Genomic DNA, 14,767 nt, shown 5'->3' on the forward strand with positions numbered 1-14,767 from the left:
CCGTCGGGCAACCTGCCGCCTACTGCGGTGGGTTGAGCTTGCGGAAGTACGTCCAGCTCGTCTCGTTCGGCTCGCTCCACTGCTTCGGCGCCTCGGCGAACTTCGGGTGGTGGGCGGCGATGTGGGCACGGGTGCGCTCAGGGACCTCCGCGTACGAGCCGAGCTTGCGGCCCCGGCAGTGGAAGGTGAGGCCGCCGGGCCGCTGCCCCCGGGCCATCCAGGGGAGCCACGGGGACATACGGCTCCACGACATGGTGGCCGGAACGCTGGGCGCGGGGCCGGCCAGGTCGGCGCGGTCGGCGAAGAACTGGAAGAGCTCCAGGGCCTTGTAGGTGTCGCCGGCCGAGTGGACGGGGTACTGGGCCACCGGCAGCGGCGAGGGGTAGGAGAGCGGGATCTCCAGGCTGAAGCAGACCTGCTCGCCGAGCTCGGTCGTCGGAATCGGGAAGGGGCGCCACCGCTGGTTGGCCGGGTCGTTCCAGACGTGCACCACCGGCAGGTCCTCCCAGGTCTCCAGGATCTCGCGCGTTGCGGGGTCCAGGTAGAAGGCTGCCTCGCGGGTCAGCAGTTGAAAGGCGTCCGGTCCGGCATCGGGGTCCTGGACCAGGCGGGCGACATTGAGCCCTTCGAAGCCGAAGAGGCGCCGGTAGGGCTCGTCGGGAGCCCAGGAGTACACGTCGCCGGACCACCAGAAGGTCACCTCCGCGCCATCGAGCGAAGCACGGGTGCGGGCGAAGGAGCGGAACGACTCTGCGGGTGTGGTCATACGGACCACCCTGCGCCGTCGCCGCCCAGAGGAAACGCTTCCTCGCCCGGCATCTGGGCGGACGAACGGCGACCGAGTAGCCGGCACAGCGACCGCCGGGCGGCCCGACATCACCTCGCGGCCACCGCCATCGGCCCGACTCTCGGGATGGACCACGGTGCACCTGACACTCGCACGACGGCTGTACCTGCTCTCCTACACCGTGGAGAAGAAGAGGTTCGAGGCCGTCAACCTCCAGGGACGCGGCCAGCTGCTCCGAGCCGCGGAACTGGCCGAACCGGCCCTGGACGAACTGCTCGACACCCGCGGAGGCGAGGTCGCGCGGCGAGCTCACACGGCACCGAGCGCCCACGCGCACAGGCGCGCGCTCACGGCACTCGCCGAGCGCTTCGACGAACTCGTCCCCGGACCGTGTACGGCGTTGCGGGACTCGTTCCTGGTGAGCAGGGGGGTGGGAGGCGGCTGGGGATGAGCCCCACCCGGTTCGAACCGCCTGACCCGAAAACCGGTGGAGCGCTACCGCTGAGGGCCACTACCGTGCTGCCGAACCAAGTCGTCTGGGCAAGGACGTGCCGTTGTACACCCTGTGAGACCTCCCGAGCGCTGAATCGTCGCGCGTCGCACCTGTGCGCCGCGCTCCTTCTTGCTGCGGTCTTCTCACTGAAACCGGTGTACTGCTGTGCTCAACGACTGGGTGGTCATGCCCACCTGCCTGCCGCTCGTCCTCCGCCGATGCCACGCCTGCGCGTCCGCGCGCTTCCGGGCAAGCGGAAAATTCCGCGTCAACGCGAACCACAAGTTGATCGACGCCTGGCTCCTCGTGCTCTGCACCGCTTGCGGGGACACAGCGAAGCTCACCGTCCTGGAGCGGGTGAACGTGCGCACCGTACGGCCCGAGCTGTTGGACCGGCTGCACGACAACGACCCTGCTCTGACAGCTGAACTGCTCCAGGATCCGCACGTGCGGCGACGCAACCGCATCGCCCTCGACTGGCACAACGCCTGGCGCCTCGACACCGGCGGATCAGATCATCTGGACCGCGAGGTGATCGACATCTCGGTCCGCTTCACGGCCCGGATCCCCGTCCGGCCGGTGCGACTGATCGCTGAAGGCTGCGGTCTTCCGCGGGCCGAGGTGGAAAGGCTCATCACGGAGGGGAAGGTCGTGTCGGCAGTCCGGCTGAGCGGCAAGCTCTCCGGCGACTTCACCTTCACGCTGAAGCGCTGAGTCCCCTCCGGCCCAGGGCCAGTCCGGCGAATCCCACCGGACAGGCCCTGGGCCCAGGAACACCCTCACCAGCCGGCGGGCACGCGGAGTTCGGCCAGCCGGCTCACTGACGCCGCTGGCCGAGGACACAGAACTCGTTGCCCTCGGGGTCCGCGAGGACAACCCACGACTGCTCACCCTGGCCGATGTCGACATGCTGTGCGCCGTGGGCCACAAGACGAGCCACCTCGGCGGCCTGGTCGTCAGGCCTGAAGTCGAGATGCAGTCGGCTCTTCGCCGTCTTGATCTCGTCGACCCGGACAAAGTCCAGGCCCGGCAGGCGATCCGGCGCCGGGCGGATCTCGAACTCGTCGTCGGAGGCGTGGACCACAACCCATCCCAGAGCCTCGGCCCACCACTGCCCCAACGCCGCCGGATCCACCGAGTGGACGATTACCTGCTCCCATTCCAAGGTCATCGGCCGAGCTTAGACCAGCGCTGTAGGGCGCGTCACAGCGGCCAACTCGTGGGCGCAGGGCCTGAGAAGGCCCCATCAGGGCTGTTCAGCAGCCGGTTGCGGGAGCCACAAGGACACCGCTCGGCCAGATCGGCCTCCTGCTCCGGGGGCGGGCCTGCCTATCGCCGGCGTATCGAAAACCGCATACGTCACCGCAACAGCGCTCCGTCTTCCATGGAGGTATGAACCACAACGCACCCCTGTCGGCACCGGCCCGCCGCGCGCGCGGGACCGTGTTCATCGGCCTGGCGATCCTCTGTGTGGCGAGCGCCCTGTTCGTCCTGTGGCGGCCCCTCATGATGTCCGCTCCGACGTGCATGGCGGGGCGGTGGCACGGCTGCTTCGACACGTTCAACGGTGTGGTGCTCATGACGCTGGTCGCACTGCCGTTGTCCGCGCTGGTGGTGTGGGCTCTGGCGCGCCGCCGGCGTACCGCGGGAGTCGGATCGGCGTGGCGGATGTCGCTCGCCGACGTGGGCATGGTCCACGGGACGGTGCCGTTCTTGTGGCTGACCATGATGCCGGGCGGCGGGGCAGGCATCGTCCCCGCCCGGGTGAGCCTGGTACCGCTGCGCGATCTGGTCACGATGGGGCCGCTGGGGATCGTCGGCAACCTGCTGGTCTTCGCCTCGCTCGGGTTCTTCGCCCCGATGCGGTTCGCGGCGGTGACGTCCGTACCGCGGATCCTGGCGCTCGGGGCGGGGTGCTCGGTCCTCGTGGAGACCGCACAGTACGTCCTGCGGCTGGACCGGGTGTCCTCCGTGGACGACGTACTGGTCAATACAACCGGCGCCGTGCTGGCCGCGCTGGCGTCGCGCCGCTGGTGGCGTACCGCGGTGGAAGCGCCGTCGGACCGGTCTCGGCCCGCGATGGCACCGGCGGGCTGAGTCGCCGGCCGGTGGCGCAGGTCTTCGCATACGTCGGCGATAGGGTCTCCTGCTTAGGCTTCGGTCATGCGCGTACTGATCGTGGAGGACGAGCCCTACCTGGCGGAAGCCGTCCGTGACGGTCTCCGGCTGGAGGCGATCGCCGCCGACATCGCCGGCGACGGCGATACCGCCCTGGCACTGCTCGGCGTCAACTCCTACGACCTCGCGGTTCTCGACCGCGACATCCCCGGCCCCTCCGGCGACGAGGTCGCCCGGCGCATCGTCGCCTCCGGCAGCGGCATCCCGATCCTCATGCTCACCGCTGCCGACCGCATCGACGACAAGGCAACCGGGTTCGGACTCGGCGCCGACGACTACCTCACCAAGCCCTTCGAGCTGCGGGAGCTCGTCCTGCGGCTGAGGGCGCTCGACCGCAGACGTGCGTACGCCCGGCCCCCGGTCCGGGAGATCGCGGGCCTGCGGTTCGATGCCTTCCGCCGGGAGGTCTTCCGCGACGGACGCTACGTCGCGCTCACCCGTAAACAGTTCGCCGTGCTGGAAGTCCTCGTCGCCGCCGAGGGTGGGGTCGTCAGCGCCGAGGAGCTGCTGGAACGGGCCTGGGACGAGAACGCCGACCCCCTCACCAACGCCGTGCGCATCACCGTCTCCGCCCTGCGCAAACGGCTCGGCGAACCGTGGATCATCGCCACGGTGCCCGGCGTCGGCTACCGGATCGACACCGGTACGGGTCCCGGTACGGACACCAGCCCCGGCACGGGCACTACCCCCCGCACGACGCATGGATAGACGCCCCGGGCTCAGCGTCCGATGGAAACTCACCCTCAGCTACGCAGGGTTCCTCGCCGTCGCCGGCGCTCTCCTGCTGGCCGTGGTGTGGGTGTTCCTGCTGCGCTACGTCCCCGACAACACCCAGGGCCTTCTCGGGATCGCGCCCAACCGCTACCTCCTGGTGCGCATCTTCGCCCCCGCCGCCGCCGTGGCGATGGTCCTCCTGCTCGTGTTCGGCCTGCTGGGGGGTTGGATCCTCGCCGGCCGGATGCTGGCACCCCTCACACAGATCACCGATGCGGCACGGTCGGCCGAGTCGGGATCACTGTCCCACCGGATCCGTATGAAGGGCCGCCAGGACGAATTCCGGGAGCTCTCCGACGCTTTCGACTCGATGCTCCGACAACTCGAGTCCCACGTCGCGGAACAGCAGAGGTTCGCCGCGAACGCCTCCCACGAACTGCGCACCCCGCTGGCGATCTCACGGACGCTCCTCGACGTCGCCCGCAAGGACCCCACGCGGGACGGGGGCGAACTCATCGAACGCCTGCACGTGGTCAACACGCGGGCGATCGACCTCACCGAGGCGCTCCTGCTGCTGAGCCGCGGCGACCGCGGGAACTTCACCCGCGAGAGCGTCGACCTCTCCCTCATCGCCGAGGAAGCCGCCGAAACACTGCTTCCCCTCGCCGAAACGCGCCGTATCACGCTCGATGTCACCGGCGGGCCGACCCGCACCAGCGGCTCCGCGGAGCTCCTGCTGCGGATGGTGACGAACCTCGTCCAGAACGCCGTCGTCCACAACGTCCCCGCCGACGGCACCGTGACGGTCCACACCGAGGCGGACGGCGACACGAGCGTGCTGCGGGTCGAGAACTCGGGCCGCCGGCTCGCGCCGGAACTGGTACCGACGCTCACCGAACCCTTCCAGCGCGGCACGGAACGGGTACGCACCGACGAGCACGCCGGCGTCGGCCTGGGCCTGGCCATCGTGCACAGCGTCGTGCGCGCCCACGACGGAACCCTCGATCTCCTCCCCCGCTCCGCCGGCGGTCTCCTCGTCACGGTCCGGCTGCCCGGCACGCGGTAGGGGCGGCATCCCGAGCATGGCCCGCTGTGTCGTCGAGCAGCCGGGCGAGGCTACGCGGTGGGGAGCTGCCGCCGTCTCTCTGCCAGGGCTCGGGTCAGTTCGGCATCGTACAGATCGGCCTCGAAGTGGAACTCCGGTGGCCGCGGTTCGTCACCGGGCGTCTGCCAGTCGGACCACTCCACAACGTCCCCGTGCCGCTGCACGAACACCGAGAGAAAGCCGCAGCAACCACCGGTGCACTCGGGTTCCCCCAACTCCACCCGTCGCCCCTCGCCGGTCGCCCACAGCGGGCCGAGACCTCCAGGAGGCAACACGTCGTCCGCGAGTGGGCCGCGGCCCCCCTCGCCCACCAGTTGCGCGACCGCGTCCTCGCCGTCGATCCGCAGCTGCGCCTGGGCAGGCCACCGATGTCCCGGCGGCAACACTCCGACCTGCAACCGATTGAACATCCGATCAGCCTAGGCGAGCACCGACTCCACGGACGCTGTCAGAGAACGTCGTACGTCAGGTGCGTCGCCGTGGATGTCACGATCACGCTCCGCTGTACCAGCGTGCGGGGCGCTCCGCCGGTGAACAGTGGCGTCCCCGCGCCCAGCACGACGGGCGCGAGGTGCAACGTCAGCACGTCGACCAGTCCGGCGTCCAGCGCCGAGCCGATCGTGGCGCCGCCGCCCATGAGGACGACGTCGAGGTCCTTGCCGCCGGCCGACGACGCCGCCAGGACACGTTCGCGCGCGGCAGTGACGGCGTCGGACAGATCGGCGGTGAACGTCCAGTCCAGGTCGGTGAGCCGCACCGAATCCGGCGGGGAACCCGTCACGACGACGAACGCCGGTTTGCCGACCTCGCCGGCGCCGTAGCCGGTCGTGTCGTCCCAGCCGTTCGGCCCGTCGACGATGTCGAAGAGCCGCCGTCCGAGGACGACGGCGCCCGAGCGGGCGGTCGCCTCGCGCAGGACCCGGCGGTCGTCGGGGTCGTCGGAGAACGCCCAGGTGTGCAGAACCTCACCACCGGTGCCCAGGCCGTTGTCGGGGCCGGGATCGGGGCCGGTGACGAAGCCGTCGAGGGAGACCGAGATGTCAGCGATGATGCGCGTCATACAAGGGCAGACCCGATCCGCGGCCCGGACTCATCGCCGAGCCGTGAAACCTTGCCGCCGGTGCGGGATGGCGCCTGGTCAGGGGGTGCCACTATGTCTTTGATCAACGTGGACGGGTCTGGTTCGGACGTCTGGAACGATGCCCGTGCATGCTGATGATCAGGTTGGCGAGGGGGGTTTCTACGGCCCTCGCCGGAGGTCCGAAGGCGTCGCGGTCGTCCCGCAGACACACTCGTGCCCACCCGAGCAGTCGGGCCACACCTCAGCCGCACACACCCGTCGAGGTGTCTGCGCACGCACCGACCGGCACGCCCGTGCCGACGCCCTGAGACCCGTCATTCATCGCCGGCCGGGGGGTCGGCAAGAACCCCCTTCAACAACCCCGTGGACTGCCCGACCTCGATGAGATACCCGTCCGGGTCGCGGACATAGCACCGGATCTCGGCTTTCCTGTCGATCGGTGGAGTGAGGAACTCGGCACCTTTGGCGCTCCATTCGCGATAGACGCTCTCGATGTCGGCCACGCGTATGTTGAGGAAGCTCGTGGCCGTCGTCGGATCGGTCGGCGGGTGCAGCGTGACGTCGGGTTTGTCGGGGGTCGGTCCGCCGCCGGGATTCATGAGGAGCCAGCTGTTCGCAAGCTTGACGATGCACGGGTTCTCTTCGAGGACGACCTCGCCACCGAGGACGTCGGTATAGAACGCACGTGATCGCGGGACGTCCGCCACGGTGAGGAAGTGTGTGAGGACCAACCCTGTCTCGGGGGCCGGAAGATCTTCGTTACGCATGGAACAGCCCTTCACCTTGTGGACGCCGCGGTCGACGCGGGCCGGGCTACATCCAGGGCCTCTCGTTTGGATTGCCGGAAACGACAGACCTTAGGGGCCGGCCACCGCACCGCCCAGCAGCTGTTGCATGGACGCGAGGTCTTCGTCGGCCACCTCCCGGCGGGCCCGCGGACCACAGGCACGCAGGAGGCGGGAGAAGTCGGCCGCGGCGGCCGTGATGCGTTCGCCGAGGGCGGCCCCCGTCTGAGAACCGAAATCACTGGTGGCCGCGTAGACCGCGCGGGGGGACACGATCGCGTGCAGATAGGAGAACATCGGCCGCAGAGCGTGTTCGAGGACCAGAGAGTGCCTCTCGGTCCCACCGGTTGCGCCGATGAGTACGGGCATGTCGGCAAGGGTGTCTTCCGGCAGTACGTCGAAGAACGACTTGAACAGCCCGCCGAAGGAGGCGTTGAACGCCGGGGTGACAGCGATGACACCATCCGCCTCCGCGACCCTGGCAAAGGCCGACTCCAGGGACTCCCCCGCGAATCCGGTCAGCATCGCGTCCATGATGGGGTGGCCGAGCCGGCGCAGTTCCACGAACGACGCCTCGACAGGGTCGCCGGACTTCTCGACTTCACCGGTCAGTGCGGTGACCAGTCGGTCGGCGAGGAGTCGCGTCGACGACGGCTCACGCAGGCCGCCGGAGATGATGGTGAGTTTCATCGCGTATCCGGATCGTCGTCGTTCTGGGGTTCGTTCTCGGCTTTGTTCCCGGGTTCGTTCTCGGCTTTGTTCCCGGTTTTCTGCTCGGATGAGTTCGCCGGCCCGTCCTCGGGCACGTGATTCTCCTCGCGCCGCCGGGCCCGCAGCAGGGACTCATGAGTCGGTGCAGCCGGGACATCCGCCGGCCGGCCGACCGCGAACTCCTTGCGGAGTACCGGTACCACCTCCTCCCCGAGCAGATCGAGCTGTTCGAGCACCGTCTTGAGGGGGAGGCCGGCGTGGTCGATGAGGAAGAGCTGACGCTGGTAGTCGCCGACGTACTCACGAAAACCCAGCGTCTTCTCGATCACCTCAGCCGGTGATCCGACCGTCAGCGGCGTCATCGAGGTGAAGTCCTCCAGCGACGGGCCGTGCCCGTAGACCGGCGCGTTGTCGAAGTAGGGCCGGAACTCGTCGACCGCGTCCTGGCTGTTGCGCCGCATGAAGACCTGCCCGCCCAGACCCACGATGGCGTGCTCCGGCCGGCCGTGGCCGTAGTGCGCGAACCGCCGTCGGTACAGCTCAACCATCGATCGTGTGTGGGAGGCGGGCCAGAAGATGTGGTTGGCGAAGAATCCGTCACCGAAGTAGGCCGCCAGCTCAGCCACTTCCTGCGTGCGGATCGACGCGTGCCACACGAAGGGAGGGACACCGTCCAGGGGTTGCGGCGCAAGGGTGAAGCCCTGGAGCGAACTACGCAGCTCCCCCGCCCAGTCCACCACCTCCTCGCGCCAGAGGCGGCGCAGCAGACCGTAGTGCTCCACGGTCAGCGGGATGGCCTTGCGGATGTCCTGCCCGAACCACGGGTAGACCGGGCCGGTGTTCCCTCGTCCCAGCATGAGGTCGGTGCGTCCGCCGGACAGATGCTGGAGCACGCTGAAGTCCTCGGCGATCTTGACCGGGTCGTTGGTCGTGATCAAGGTGGTCGAGGTCGACAGAATGATGCGTTCGGTCTGTCCGGCGATGTAACCGAGCAGCGTCGTCGGCGAGGAGGGCACGAACGGCGGGTTGTGATGCTCGCCCGTGGCGAAGACGTCGAGTCCGACCTCCTCCACCTTGCGCGCTATCGCGACGGTGGCCTGGATGCGCTCCGACTCGGCAGGGGTGCGCCCCGTCGTGGGGTCTGCCGTGACATCACCGACCGTGAAGATCCCGAATTGCATCCCAGACGCTTCGGAAGATTCCATTCCGAGCTCCCTCTGGCTCTACTGCCCGGGGCTCTCCCATTTTGTCACGCACGATCCTGTCCCGCAGAACCCCTGCGCACCCCTCCAGCCGGCGTCACGCGCGCGCGCAGCGGAAGATCACGGAGCGTAGGCTCGATCACATGGTGGAGCAACGGATGATCGACGTGAACGGGGTGCGGCTGCACATCGCCGAGGAAGGCTCGGGCCCCCTGGTCGTGCTCCTGCACGGCTTCCCCGAGTCGTGGCACTCCTGGCGCCACCAGTTCGCCCCGCTGTCCGGCGCGGGCTTCCGGGTGGCCGCGCCCGACCAGCGTGGATACGGCCTCAGCGATCACCCCGCCGTCGTGGAGGCGTACAGCATCCTCCACCTGGTCGGTGACGTCGTCGGCCTGATCCGGGCGCTGGGCGAGGCGAAGGCGTACGTCGTCGGGCACGACTGGGGCGCCCCGGTCGCCTGGCACACCGCTCTGCTGCGGCCGGACATGGTGCGCGGCGTGGCCGGCCTGAGCGTGCCGCCTCCCTTCCGTGGCGGCACCTCCGCTGGAGGTCATAGAGAAGAAGTTCGACGGCCGTTTCTACTGGAACCATTTCAACCGCCCCGGTGTCGCCGACGCCGAGTTCGACAGAGACCGGCGCACCGCTCTGCGGAAGATCTTCTACGCGGCATCCGGCGATGCCCCCGACGCCAGGCAACAGCCGTTGGTCGACCCCGAGCGGGGCTGGCTCGCCACCATGCCGGACCCCGAGGCACTGCCGGAGTGGTTCACCGAGGACGATCTCGACGCCCTCGCCGAGAGCTTCGCCCAGGGCTTCACCGGGGCGCTGAACTGGTACCGCAACGTCGACCGCAACTGGGAACTGACCGCGCCGTGGCACGGCGCCGTCGTCACGTCTCCCGCCCTCTACATCTACGGAGACCGGGACCCGGTGCCCGCTTTCCCCGGCACGCCCGAACTCATCGAGCGCCTGCCCGACTTGCTGCCCCGCCTGTACCGCAAGCCCATCGAGCTGGCGGGTTGCGGTCACTGGACCCAGCAGGAGCGTCCGGCCGAAGTGAGCGCGGCGCTCATCGACTTCCTCACAGCCTGCGCTTGAGCCCGGCTGTCGAGAGGCCGCCTGTGACCGGGCACCCGCCGACCGCCGCCCCCGCGTGAAGTCCGGCCGCAGGACAGGCGGTCACGACCGCTGCGCGCGACAAGACGGTCGCGTTCGCCAACCCGTCCAACGCGCCCTTCGACCGCAGGGCGATCGTCAACGGCCGGCCGATGTGCCAGATCACCGCCGGCGCACTGACCGGCTACTGGGTCGCGGCGAACCAGATCACGACGGACGGGCACACGGGCTGGTCGTAGCCGGGCTCGTTCCAGCCCGGCCGGTACTGCACGACGCCCTGGGAATCCAGATAGACGTGCTCCGAGTTGGGGGTGACGTTCGCCCACGTGGTGGGACGGTCCCGCCACGGCCGCAGGTAGTCGGGCAGATCGGTGGCGATCGTGTACCCGGTCCGGTTGAAGGCGAACGGCAGCTCCGTCGGAACGTCGTCGGTGACCGTCCGGGGGTCGGGTGCACCCGGGGCGTGCGGGATGCTCCGGCTCGGCTTGGCGATCCGGCCCTCGGAGATCGGGTCGGGCAGCGGCGGCAGTGGCGCGCTCCCGTCGACACCGCGCGGGACGCTCAGGGCGAGGGAGCGCGGAATCCCGGGGAACGGTGTGGGGACGGGAGCGGCCGTCGCGACGGACGCGGGCCCGGCGAAGGTCCCCCCCCAGCCGCGACGGCGCACCCGCGGCAGCGAGGCGGAGCAGGCGTCTGCGGTCAAGGGTCGGCGGTATTTCGGACATGGCTGAGGCCCCCCCAGGGCTTGGATCAAACGTGAGTACGAGATGAACGCGGCATGAAGATCACATCTCCCGCTGATCACATGTGGGGCACGCCGCGAGGGTGGCCGGATGGGACACCGTCCCACCACGAGCCGTCAGGCCAGGAGTACTCAGGCATGCCGGCTGCACCACTTCGTGCACCTGGACCAGCACGGGCCCGTCTACTCCGCACGCGCCCAGAAGCGCTACCACCCCTGGACCGCCGCACTGGCCGTTGCTCCGATGTCCGGGTGACGGGCCGTCAGGCGGCCGGGACGAAGGCCACCCTGGGGAGCCGGCCGGGGGGTCCGCGCCGCGCTCCTTCCGCCGACCCCCGAGGACTGCCCCCGGGGCGGGGCGACAGCGGCCCCGCCCCGCGCGGTCACAGCCGGACGATGACCAGCGCGATGTCGTCGGCCGCCCCGCCGCTGACGTCGAGTTCGCGCAGCACGGTGTCGGCCAGGCGTTCCGCGCCGAGTTCCCGGTGGTGGGAGAGGGCGCCCGCGAGGCGGCCCAGTCCGACGTCGATGTCCTCGCCCCGTCTCTCCACGAGTCCGTCCGTGTAGAGGGCGAGCATGGCGCCGGGGGTGTAGGGGCGGCTCGCCTGAGGGCGGGAGACGTGGGAGGGGCGGGCGCCCAGGGGCGGATCAGTCGCCTGGTCGAGCGCTTCCCAGCTGCCGTCCGGGCGCATCAGGATGGGTGGCGGGTGACCGGCGCAGCTGTAGGTCATGAGACACCGGCTGGTGTCGACGGTCACCACGGCGGCGGTGGTGGCCACGGCTCCCTCGACGGAACGGGCGTAGAGACCGAGCACTTCGAGAGCCTTGGCCGGTCCTTCGACGGCTCGCGCCGAGGCGCTCAGGGCGCTGCGCAGCATGCCCATCACGGTGGCCGCCTGCAAACCGTGCCCCACCACGTCCCCCACCGCGAGGACGAAGACGCCTTGCGCGAGGTCGACGACGTCGTACCAGTCACCGCACACGTTGAGCGATCCGACGGCGGGCAGGTAGCGCACGGCGATGTCCTGGTGCTTGTCCAGGTCGGGCACGTGGAGCATCGCCTCCTGGAGGGCCACCGCGACCTGGCGCTCGCGTGCGTGCGCCTGCCGCAGTTCCTCGTTGACGCGCTGCAACTCCCGGGAACGGGCGTAGAGTTCCGCTTCCATCCCCGCCTCCCGCTGCCTGTCGGGATCCTGCCGGCGAATGTCCTGGAGGAAGGCGGTGACATCCTCGACCCGGTGGAGGATCCAGGCGACATCGCCGGTCGGGCTGAAGACGGGCGTGTTGGTGGTGGACCACCACCGCTCCTCGAACTGCCCGGGGGTGTCCACGAGCGGTATGTCGTAGCGCTGCGGCGCCAGAGAATCCGGCTTGCGGGTCTCCAGGACTCGGCGGAAAGAGGACGCCAGGCTCGGCACGCCCTCCGCGTCGGGGTCTCCGGGGTTGTCGGGGAAGGCGTCGAAAACGTAGCGGTCCACCAGATCCTCCCTGGTGCGGACCGTCGCCCGGAGATACGCGAGGTTGGCGTCGACGATGATGAGATCCGGGTCCAGCACGAGACAGGGACTGGGCGTCGCGAAGAACAACGCTGCGTAGTCGAGTCTCATGGCATCACGTGCTCACATGTCTGCTGCCTCGCCGCTCACCACTCACCACTGATCAATTTACGAGCCTTCTGCCCCTTCCGCGAGGGTTGGCATGCGGAGCACGAGGGACAGCGACCGTGTGACCCGATGGGCAGGGTCGGGATCGGGAAGGCCCGGCCTCCCCGCCCGTCGGTTGGTGCCCACGCCCTCCGCCGAACGACACCGAGGACACCGACTACACCGACGCGGCCCGGCGGCCACCTCCGTCACTCTCCGGGGCGGATCCTCTGCGCGGCGAATTCCGGCCTTGTAGTCTCGACCTTCGGGCGGTACACGGAGGCGTCAGGGAACCACCGCTTGGCAAGGAGGAACGGTGCCTGCAGTCAGCGGCGGTCGACCGGCCCCGCCACGGGGCGTGCACGCTTGCCATGCCTATCGCAGTCGCGCGGAGTGGGCCGCGACGGTGACCGCGTCGGTGCGTGAGGGAGTGGCGCAGGGCCAGCGGGTCCACTTCTTCGCGGACACGGCCGAGCCGTCGGCGATCGCCTCCCTGCTCCGCTCCGGCGGCGTGGACGTGGACACGCTGCTGAGCAGCGGGCAGCTGCGGGTGACGGACACCCACCGGAGCTACCTGGAGCGGCTCCCCTTCGACCCGGATCTGCTGATCGCGGGGCTGCGCGAAGCCTGCGGAGAAGCCGTGGCTCAGGGATATCCGGGGCTGCGGGTGGTCGGCGAGATGAACTGGCACCTGCGGCGACCACCGGGGGGCGACCGGCTGCTGGAGTACGAACTGCGGGTCGAGGCAGAGGTGTACGCGGATCTCCCGCTGACCGGGATATGTCTCTACGACCGGCGTGACACGCCCTCGGACGTCCTGCTCGCCGCCCATCACCTCCATCTGTCGCCCTCGCTCACCGAAGTCGCGGGGGTCGACGCGCCCCTGACGGCCGTCCCGTTGACCGAAGGATCCGGCCTGCGGCTGCGCGGCGACGCCGACACGGACACCGGCACCGTCCTGTCGGCCGTACTGGACACCCTGCCCCGCATGCCCGGCAACGTGGTCCGTCTCGACCTCTCCGGAACACGGTTCTTCGGCTTGGCCGCGGTGGGAGCACTGGTGGAGACGGCAGGCACCATCAGGAGTCAGGGCCGCCGCCTCGTACTGCAGTGGCCGCCACCCTCGCTGCAACGGATGGCCGAACTGTTCCCCGACGAGTGCACGGTGCTGGAGGTGGCAGCATGAGCGAAACGCAGGTTCCCCGGGAGCCGCAGACCGAAGCGTTCGTCCACCCCGGCCTCTTCTACCGCGGTCTCGACGAGTACGTGGCTCAGGTGGGCGGCTTCGTCACCCGGGCGCTGGAGGCGGACGAACCCGTGCTCGTGGCCGTACCCGGGCCACAGCTGGCCGCGCTGCGCGACAGCATCGGCGATCCGGGACACGGTGTCGACTTCAAGGACATGACCGTCCTCGGCGTCAACCCCGGGCGCATCCTGTCCGCTCTGCAGGGCTTCGCCGACCGCCACGCGGGGCGGTCCGCCCGCATCGTCGGCGAGCCGATCTGGCCGTCCCGTTCCCATGAGGAAGTCCTCGAAGCAACGCGGCACGAAGCACTCATCAACACGGCATTCGCTGGCCGAGCGGCCACCATTCTCTGTCCCTACGACGTCGACCGGCTCGGCGAGTCGATCGTCGCGGACGCCCGCCGCACCCACCCCACACTGATCGAGGACGGCAGCCACCTGGCCAGTCCCGCGTACGTCGACCCCGCCGTCGTCTGCGCCGATTGCGACGAGCCGCTTCCGGAACCGGCCGAGGCGTCCTCGATCGCCTACAGCGGGGGCCAGCTCGGTCTCGTACGCGAACACGCCGAGACGTGGGCTCTCGGCACCTCACTCGACTTCGGGCGACGCAGCGACTTCGTACTCGCCATCAGCGAGGCGACCGCCAACTCGATCGCTCACGGCGGCGGCAGCGGCACACTGCGCCTGTGGACGAACGACAGCGGCTCGGCCGTGGCTGAAGTGCGCGACAGCGGTCGGCTGTCCAACCCCCTGGCGGGCCGCCGCCGGCCGTCCATCACCTCGGCCAACGGTGGCCGAGGCCTCTGGATGATCCACCACCTCTGCGACCTCGTCGAGGTACGGGCCGCGGATACGGGCCTGACGCTACGACTCCACATGGCGCTCACCCGCTGACAACGCGGGCGAGCGCCCGCCCGCCAACGGCACCACCGCAAGGGGCCGTTGGGACCATCGACTTGCTGTGA

The 14,767-nt window shown here is 69.6% G+C and carries 17 protein-coding genes and 1 pseudogene; 9 read left to right on the forward strand and 9 right to left on the reverse strand.

Going from position 1 to position 14,767, the window contains the following annotated elements; all coding sequences use genetic code 11:
- Window positions 1-19 precede the first annotated feature (19 nt).
- The gene (locus ABTX78_RS08690; protein WP_352206066.1) at window positions 20-766 is read right to left on the reverse strand and encodes a DUF1838 family protein; all 747 of its coding nucleotides are present in this window, start codon (window positions 764-766) and stop codon (window positions 20-22) included.
- A 157-nt stretch (window positions 767-923) separates the two neighbouring features.
- Between ABTX78_RS08690 and ABTX78_RS08695 the strand changes: the two genes are divergently transcribed.
- Window positions 924-1,238 carry a hypothetical protein gene (locus tag ABTX78_RS08695; protein WP_352206067.1) on the forward strand — a complete coding sequence of 105 codons (315 nt, stop codon included), beginning with the start codon at window positions 924-926 and terminating at the stop codon, window positions 1,236-1,238.
- A gap of 207 nt (window positions 1,239-1,445) precedes the next feature.
- A complete protein-coding gene (locus ABTX78_RS08700; RefSeq protein WP_352206068.1) occupies window positions 1,446-1,994 on the forward strand; it encodes a DUF1062 domain-containing protein in 549 nt (182 codons plus the stop codon).
- A 103-nt stretch (window positions 1,995-2,097) separates the two neighbouring features.
- Here the strand turns inward: ABTX78_RS08700 and ABTX78_RS08705 are convergent, their stop codons facing one another.
- Window positions 2,098-2,451 (reverse strand): VOC family protein, encoded by a 354-nt coding sequence (locus tag ABTX78_RS08705; protein ID WP_352206069.1) that lies wholly within the window; start codon window positions 2,449-2,451, stop codon window positions 2,098-2,100.
- 221 nt (window positions 2,452-2,672) lie between these two features.
- Here ABTX78_RS08705 and ABTX78_RS08710 point away from each other — a divergent pair, with 221 nt between their 5' ends.
- The 3 genes from ABTX78_RS08710 (at window position 2,673) to ABTX78_RS08720 (ending at window position 5,238) form a co-directional block, all read left to right on the forward strand.
- The gene (locus ABTX78_RS08710; RefSeq protein ID WP_352206070.1) at window positions 2,673-3,377 is read left to right on the forward strand and encodes a VanZ family protein; all 705 of its coding nucleotides are present in this window, start codon (window positions 2,673-2,675) and stop codon (window positions 3,375-3,377) included.
- 66 nt (window positions 3,378-3,443) lie between these two features.
- A complete protein-coding gene (locus ABTX78_RS08715; RefSeq protein WP_352206071.1) occupies window positions 3,444-4,166 on the forward strand; it encodes a response regulator transcription factor in 723 nt (240 codons plus the stop codon).
- Window positions 4,159-5,238 carry a sensor histidine kinase gene (locus ABTX78_RS08720; protein ID WP_352206072.1) on the forward strand — a complete coding sequence of 360 codons (1,080 nt, stop codon included), beginning with the start codon at window positions 4,159-4,161 and terminating at the stop codon, window positions 5,236-5,238. The genes ABTX78_RS08715 and ABTX78_RS08720 overlap by 8 nt, the downstream gene beginning before the upstream one ends.
- A gap of 50 nt (window positions 5,239-5,288) precedes the next feature.
- Here ABTX78_RS08720 and ABTX78_RS08725 read toward each other — a convergent pair whose 3' ends face one another.
- The 5 genes from ABTX78_RS08725 to ABTX78_RS08745 form a co-directional block, all read right to left on the reverse strand.
- Window positions 5,289-5,687: a hypothetical protein gene (locus ABTX78_RS08725; RefSeq protein WP_352206073.1), complete on the reverse strand. Its 399-nt coding sequence runs from the start codon at window positions 5,685-5,687 to the stop codon at window positions 5,289-5,291.
- A 38-nt stretch (window positions 5,688-5,725) separates the two neighbouring features.
- Window positions 5,726-6,337 (reverse strand): dihydrofolate reductase family protein, encoded by a 612-nt coding sequence (locus ABTX78_RS08730; protein WP_352206074.1) that lies wholly within the window; start codon window positions 6,335-6,337, stop codon window positions 5,726-5,728.
- A 335-nt stretch (window positions 6,338-6,672) separates the two neighbouring features.
- The gene (locus ABTX78_RS08735; protein ID WP_352206075.1) at window positions 6,673-7,125 is read right to left on the reverse strand and encodes a VOC family protein; all 453 of its coding nucleotides are present in this window, start codon (window positions 7,123-7,125) and stop codon (window positions 6,673-6,675) included.
- A gap of 90 nt (window positions 7,126-7,215) precedes the next feature.
- Window positions 7,216-7,833, reverse strand: a complete 618-nt coding sequence (locus ABTX78_RS08740) for a CE1759 family FMN reductase (protein WP_352206076.1) — start codon at window positions 7,831-7,833, stop codon at window positions 7,216-7,218.
- Window positions 7,830-9,035, reverse strand: coding sequence for an LLM class flavin-dependent oxidoreductase (locus ABTX78_RS08745; protein ID WP_352206288.1), 1,206 nt, complete (start codon window positions 9,033-9,035; stop codon window positions 7,830-7,832). Before ABTX78_RS08745 ends, ABTX78_RS08740 begins: the two co-directional genes overlap by 4 nt.
- Window positions 9,036-9,214: 179 nt before the next feature.
- Between ABTX78_RS08745 and ABTX78_RS08750 the strand changes: the two are divergent.
- Window positions 9,215-10,154: pseudogene (locus ABTX78_RS08750) on the forward strand (alpha/beta fold hydrolase).
- A gap of 202 nt (window positions 10,155-10,356) precedes the next feature.
- On the opposite strand, the gene ABTX78_RS08755 reads toward ABTX78_RS08750, so the two are convergent.
- Complete coding sequence (locus tag ABTX78_RS08755; protein ID WP_352206077.1) at window positions 10,357-10,875, reverse strand: hypothetical protein; 519 nt, start codon at window positions 10,873-10,875, stop codon at window positions 10,357-10,359.
- Between the two features lie 130 nt (window positions 10,876-11,005).
- Here ABTX78_RS08755 and ABTX78_RS08760 point away from each other — a divergent pair, with 130 nt between their 5' ends.
- Window positions 11,006-11,170: a hypothetical protein gene (locus ABTX78_RS08760; RefSeq protein ID WP_352206078.1), complete on the forward strand. Its 165-nt coding sequence runs from the start codon at window positions 11,006-11,008 to the stop codon at window positions 11,168-11,170.
- Between the two features lie 127 nt (window positions 11,171-11,297).
- Here the strand turns inward: ABTX78_RS08760 and ABTX78_RS08765 are convergent, their stop codons facing one another.
- The gene (locus ABTX78_RS08765; protein WP_352206079.1) at window positions 11,298-12,521 is read right to left on the reverse strand and encodes a PP2C family protein-serine/threonine phosphatase; all 1,224 of its coding nucleotides are present in this window, start codon (window positions 12,519-12,521) and stop codon (window positions 11,298-11,300) included.
- Window positions 12,522-12,915: 394 nt separating this feature from the next.
- On the opposite strand from ABTX78_RS08765, the gene ABTX78_RS08770 reads away from it, so the two are divergent.
- On the forward strand, window positions 12,916-13,743 hold the full coding sequence (locus tag ABTX78_RS08770) for an MEDS domain-containing protein (protein WP_352206289.1): 828 nt from the start codon (window positions 12,916-12,918) through the stop codon (window positions 13,741-13,743).
- Window positions 13,740-14,696 carry an anti-sigma factor RsbA family regulatory protein gene (locus ABTX78_RS08775; protein ID WP_352206080.1) on the forward strand — a complete coding sequence of 319 codons (957 nt, stop codon included), beginning with the start codon at window positions 13,740-13,742 and terminating at the stop codon, window positions 14,694-14,696. The genes ABTX78_RS08770 and ABTX78_RS08775 overlap by 4 nt, the downstream gene beginning before the upstream one ends.
- Window positions 14,697-14,767: the final 71 nt, after the last annotated feature.

It is taken from the genome of Streptomyces sp. NPDC096193 (assembly GCF_040302905.1).
In the GTDB taxonomy this organism is placed as follows: domain Bacteria; phylum Actinomycetota; class Actinomycetes; order Streptomycetales; family Streptomycetaceae; genus Streptomyces.

Excerpts from the sequence above, each read along its gene's own strand:
- ABTX78_RS08690 (WP_352206066.1), bottom strand. The coding sequence starts at position 766 with ATGACCACACCCGCAGAGTCGTTCCGCTCCTTCGCCCGCACCCGTGCT.
- ABTX78_RS08705 (WP_352206069.1), bottom strand. The coding sequence starts at position 2,451 with ATGACCTTGGAATGGGAGCAGGTAATCGTCCACTCGGTGGATCCGGCG.
- ABTX78_RS08710 (WP_352206070.1), top strand. The coding sequence starts at position 2,673 with ATGAACCACAACGCACCCCTGTCGGCACCGGCCCGCCGCGCGCGCGGG.
- ABTX78_RS08715 (WP_352206071.1), top strand. The coding sequence starts at position 3,444 with ATGCGCGTACTGATCGTGGAGGACGAGCCCTACCTGGCGGAAGCCGTC.
- ABTX78_RS08720 (WP_352206072.1), top strand. The coding sequence starts at position 4,159 with ATGGATAGACGCCCCGGGCTCAGCGTCCGATGGAAACTCACCCTCAGC.
- ABTX78_RS08725 (WP_352206073.1), bottom strand. The coding sequence starts at position 5,687 with ATGTTCAATCGGTTGCAGGTCGGAGTGTTGCCGCCGGGACATCGGTGG.
- ABTX78_RS08730 (WP_352206074.1), bottom strand. The coding sequence starts at position 6,337 with ATGACGCGCATCATCGCTGACATCTCGGTCTCCCTCGACGGCTTCGTC.
- ABTX78_RS08735 (WP_352206075.1), bottom strand. The coding sequence starts at position 7,125 with ATGCGTAACGAAGATCTTCCGGCCCCCGAGACAGGGTTGGTCCTCACA.
- ABTX78_RS08740 (WP_352206076.1), bottom strand. The coding sequence starts at position 7,833 with ATGAAACTCACCATCATCTCCGGCGGCCTGCGTGAGCCGTCGTCGACG.
- ABTX78_RS08745 (WP_352206288.1), bottom strand. The coding sequence starts at position 9,035 with ATGCAATTCGGGATCTTCACGGTCGGTGATGTCACGGCAGACCCCACG.
- ABTX78_RS08760 (WP_352206078.1), top strand. The coding sequence starts at position 11,006 with ATGGGACACCGTCCCACCACGAGCCGTCAGGCCAGGAGTACTCAGGCA.
- ABTX78_RS08765 (WP_352206079.1), bottom strand. The coding sequence starts at position 12,521 with ATGAGACTCGACTACGCAGCGTTGTTCTTCGCGACGCCCAGTCCCTGT.
- ABTX78_RS08775 (WP_352206080.1), top strand. The coding sequence starts at position 13,740 with ATGAGCGAAACGCAGGTTCCCCGGGAGCCGCAGACCGAAGCGTTCGTC.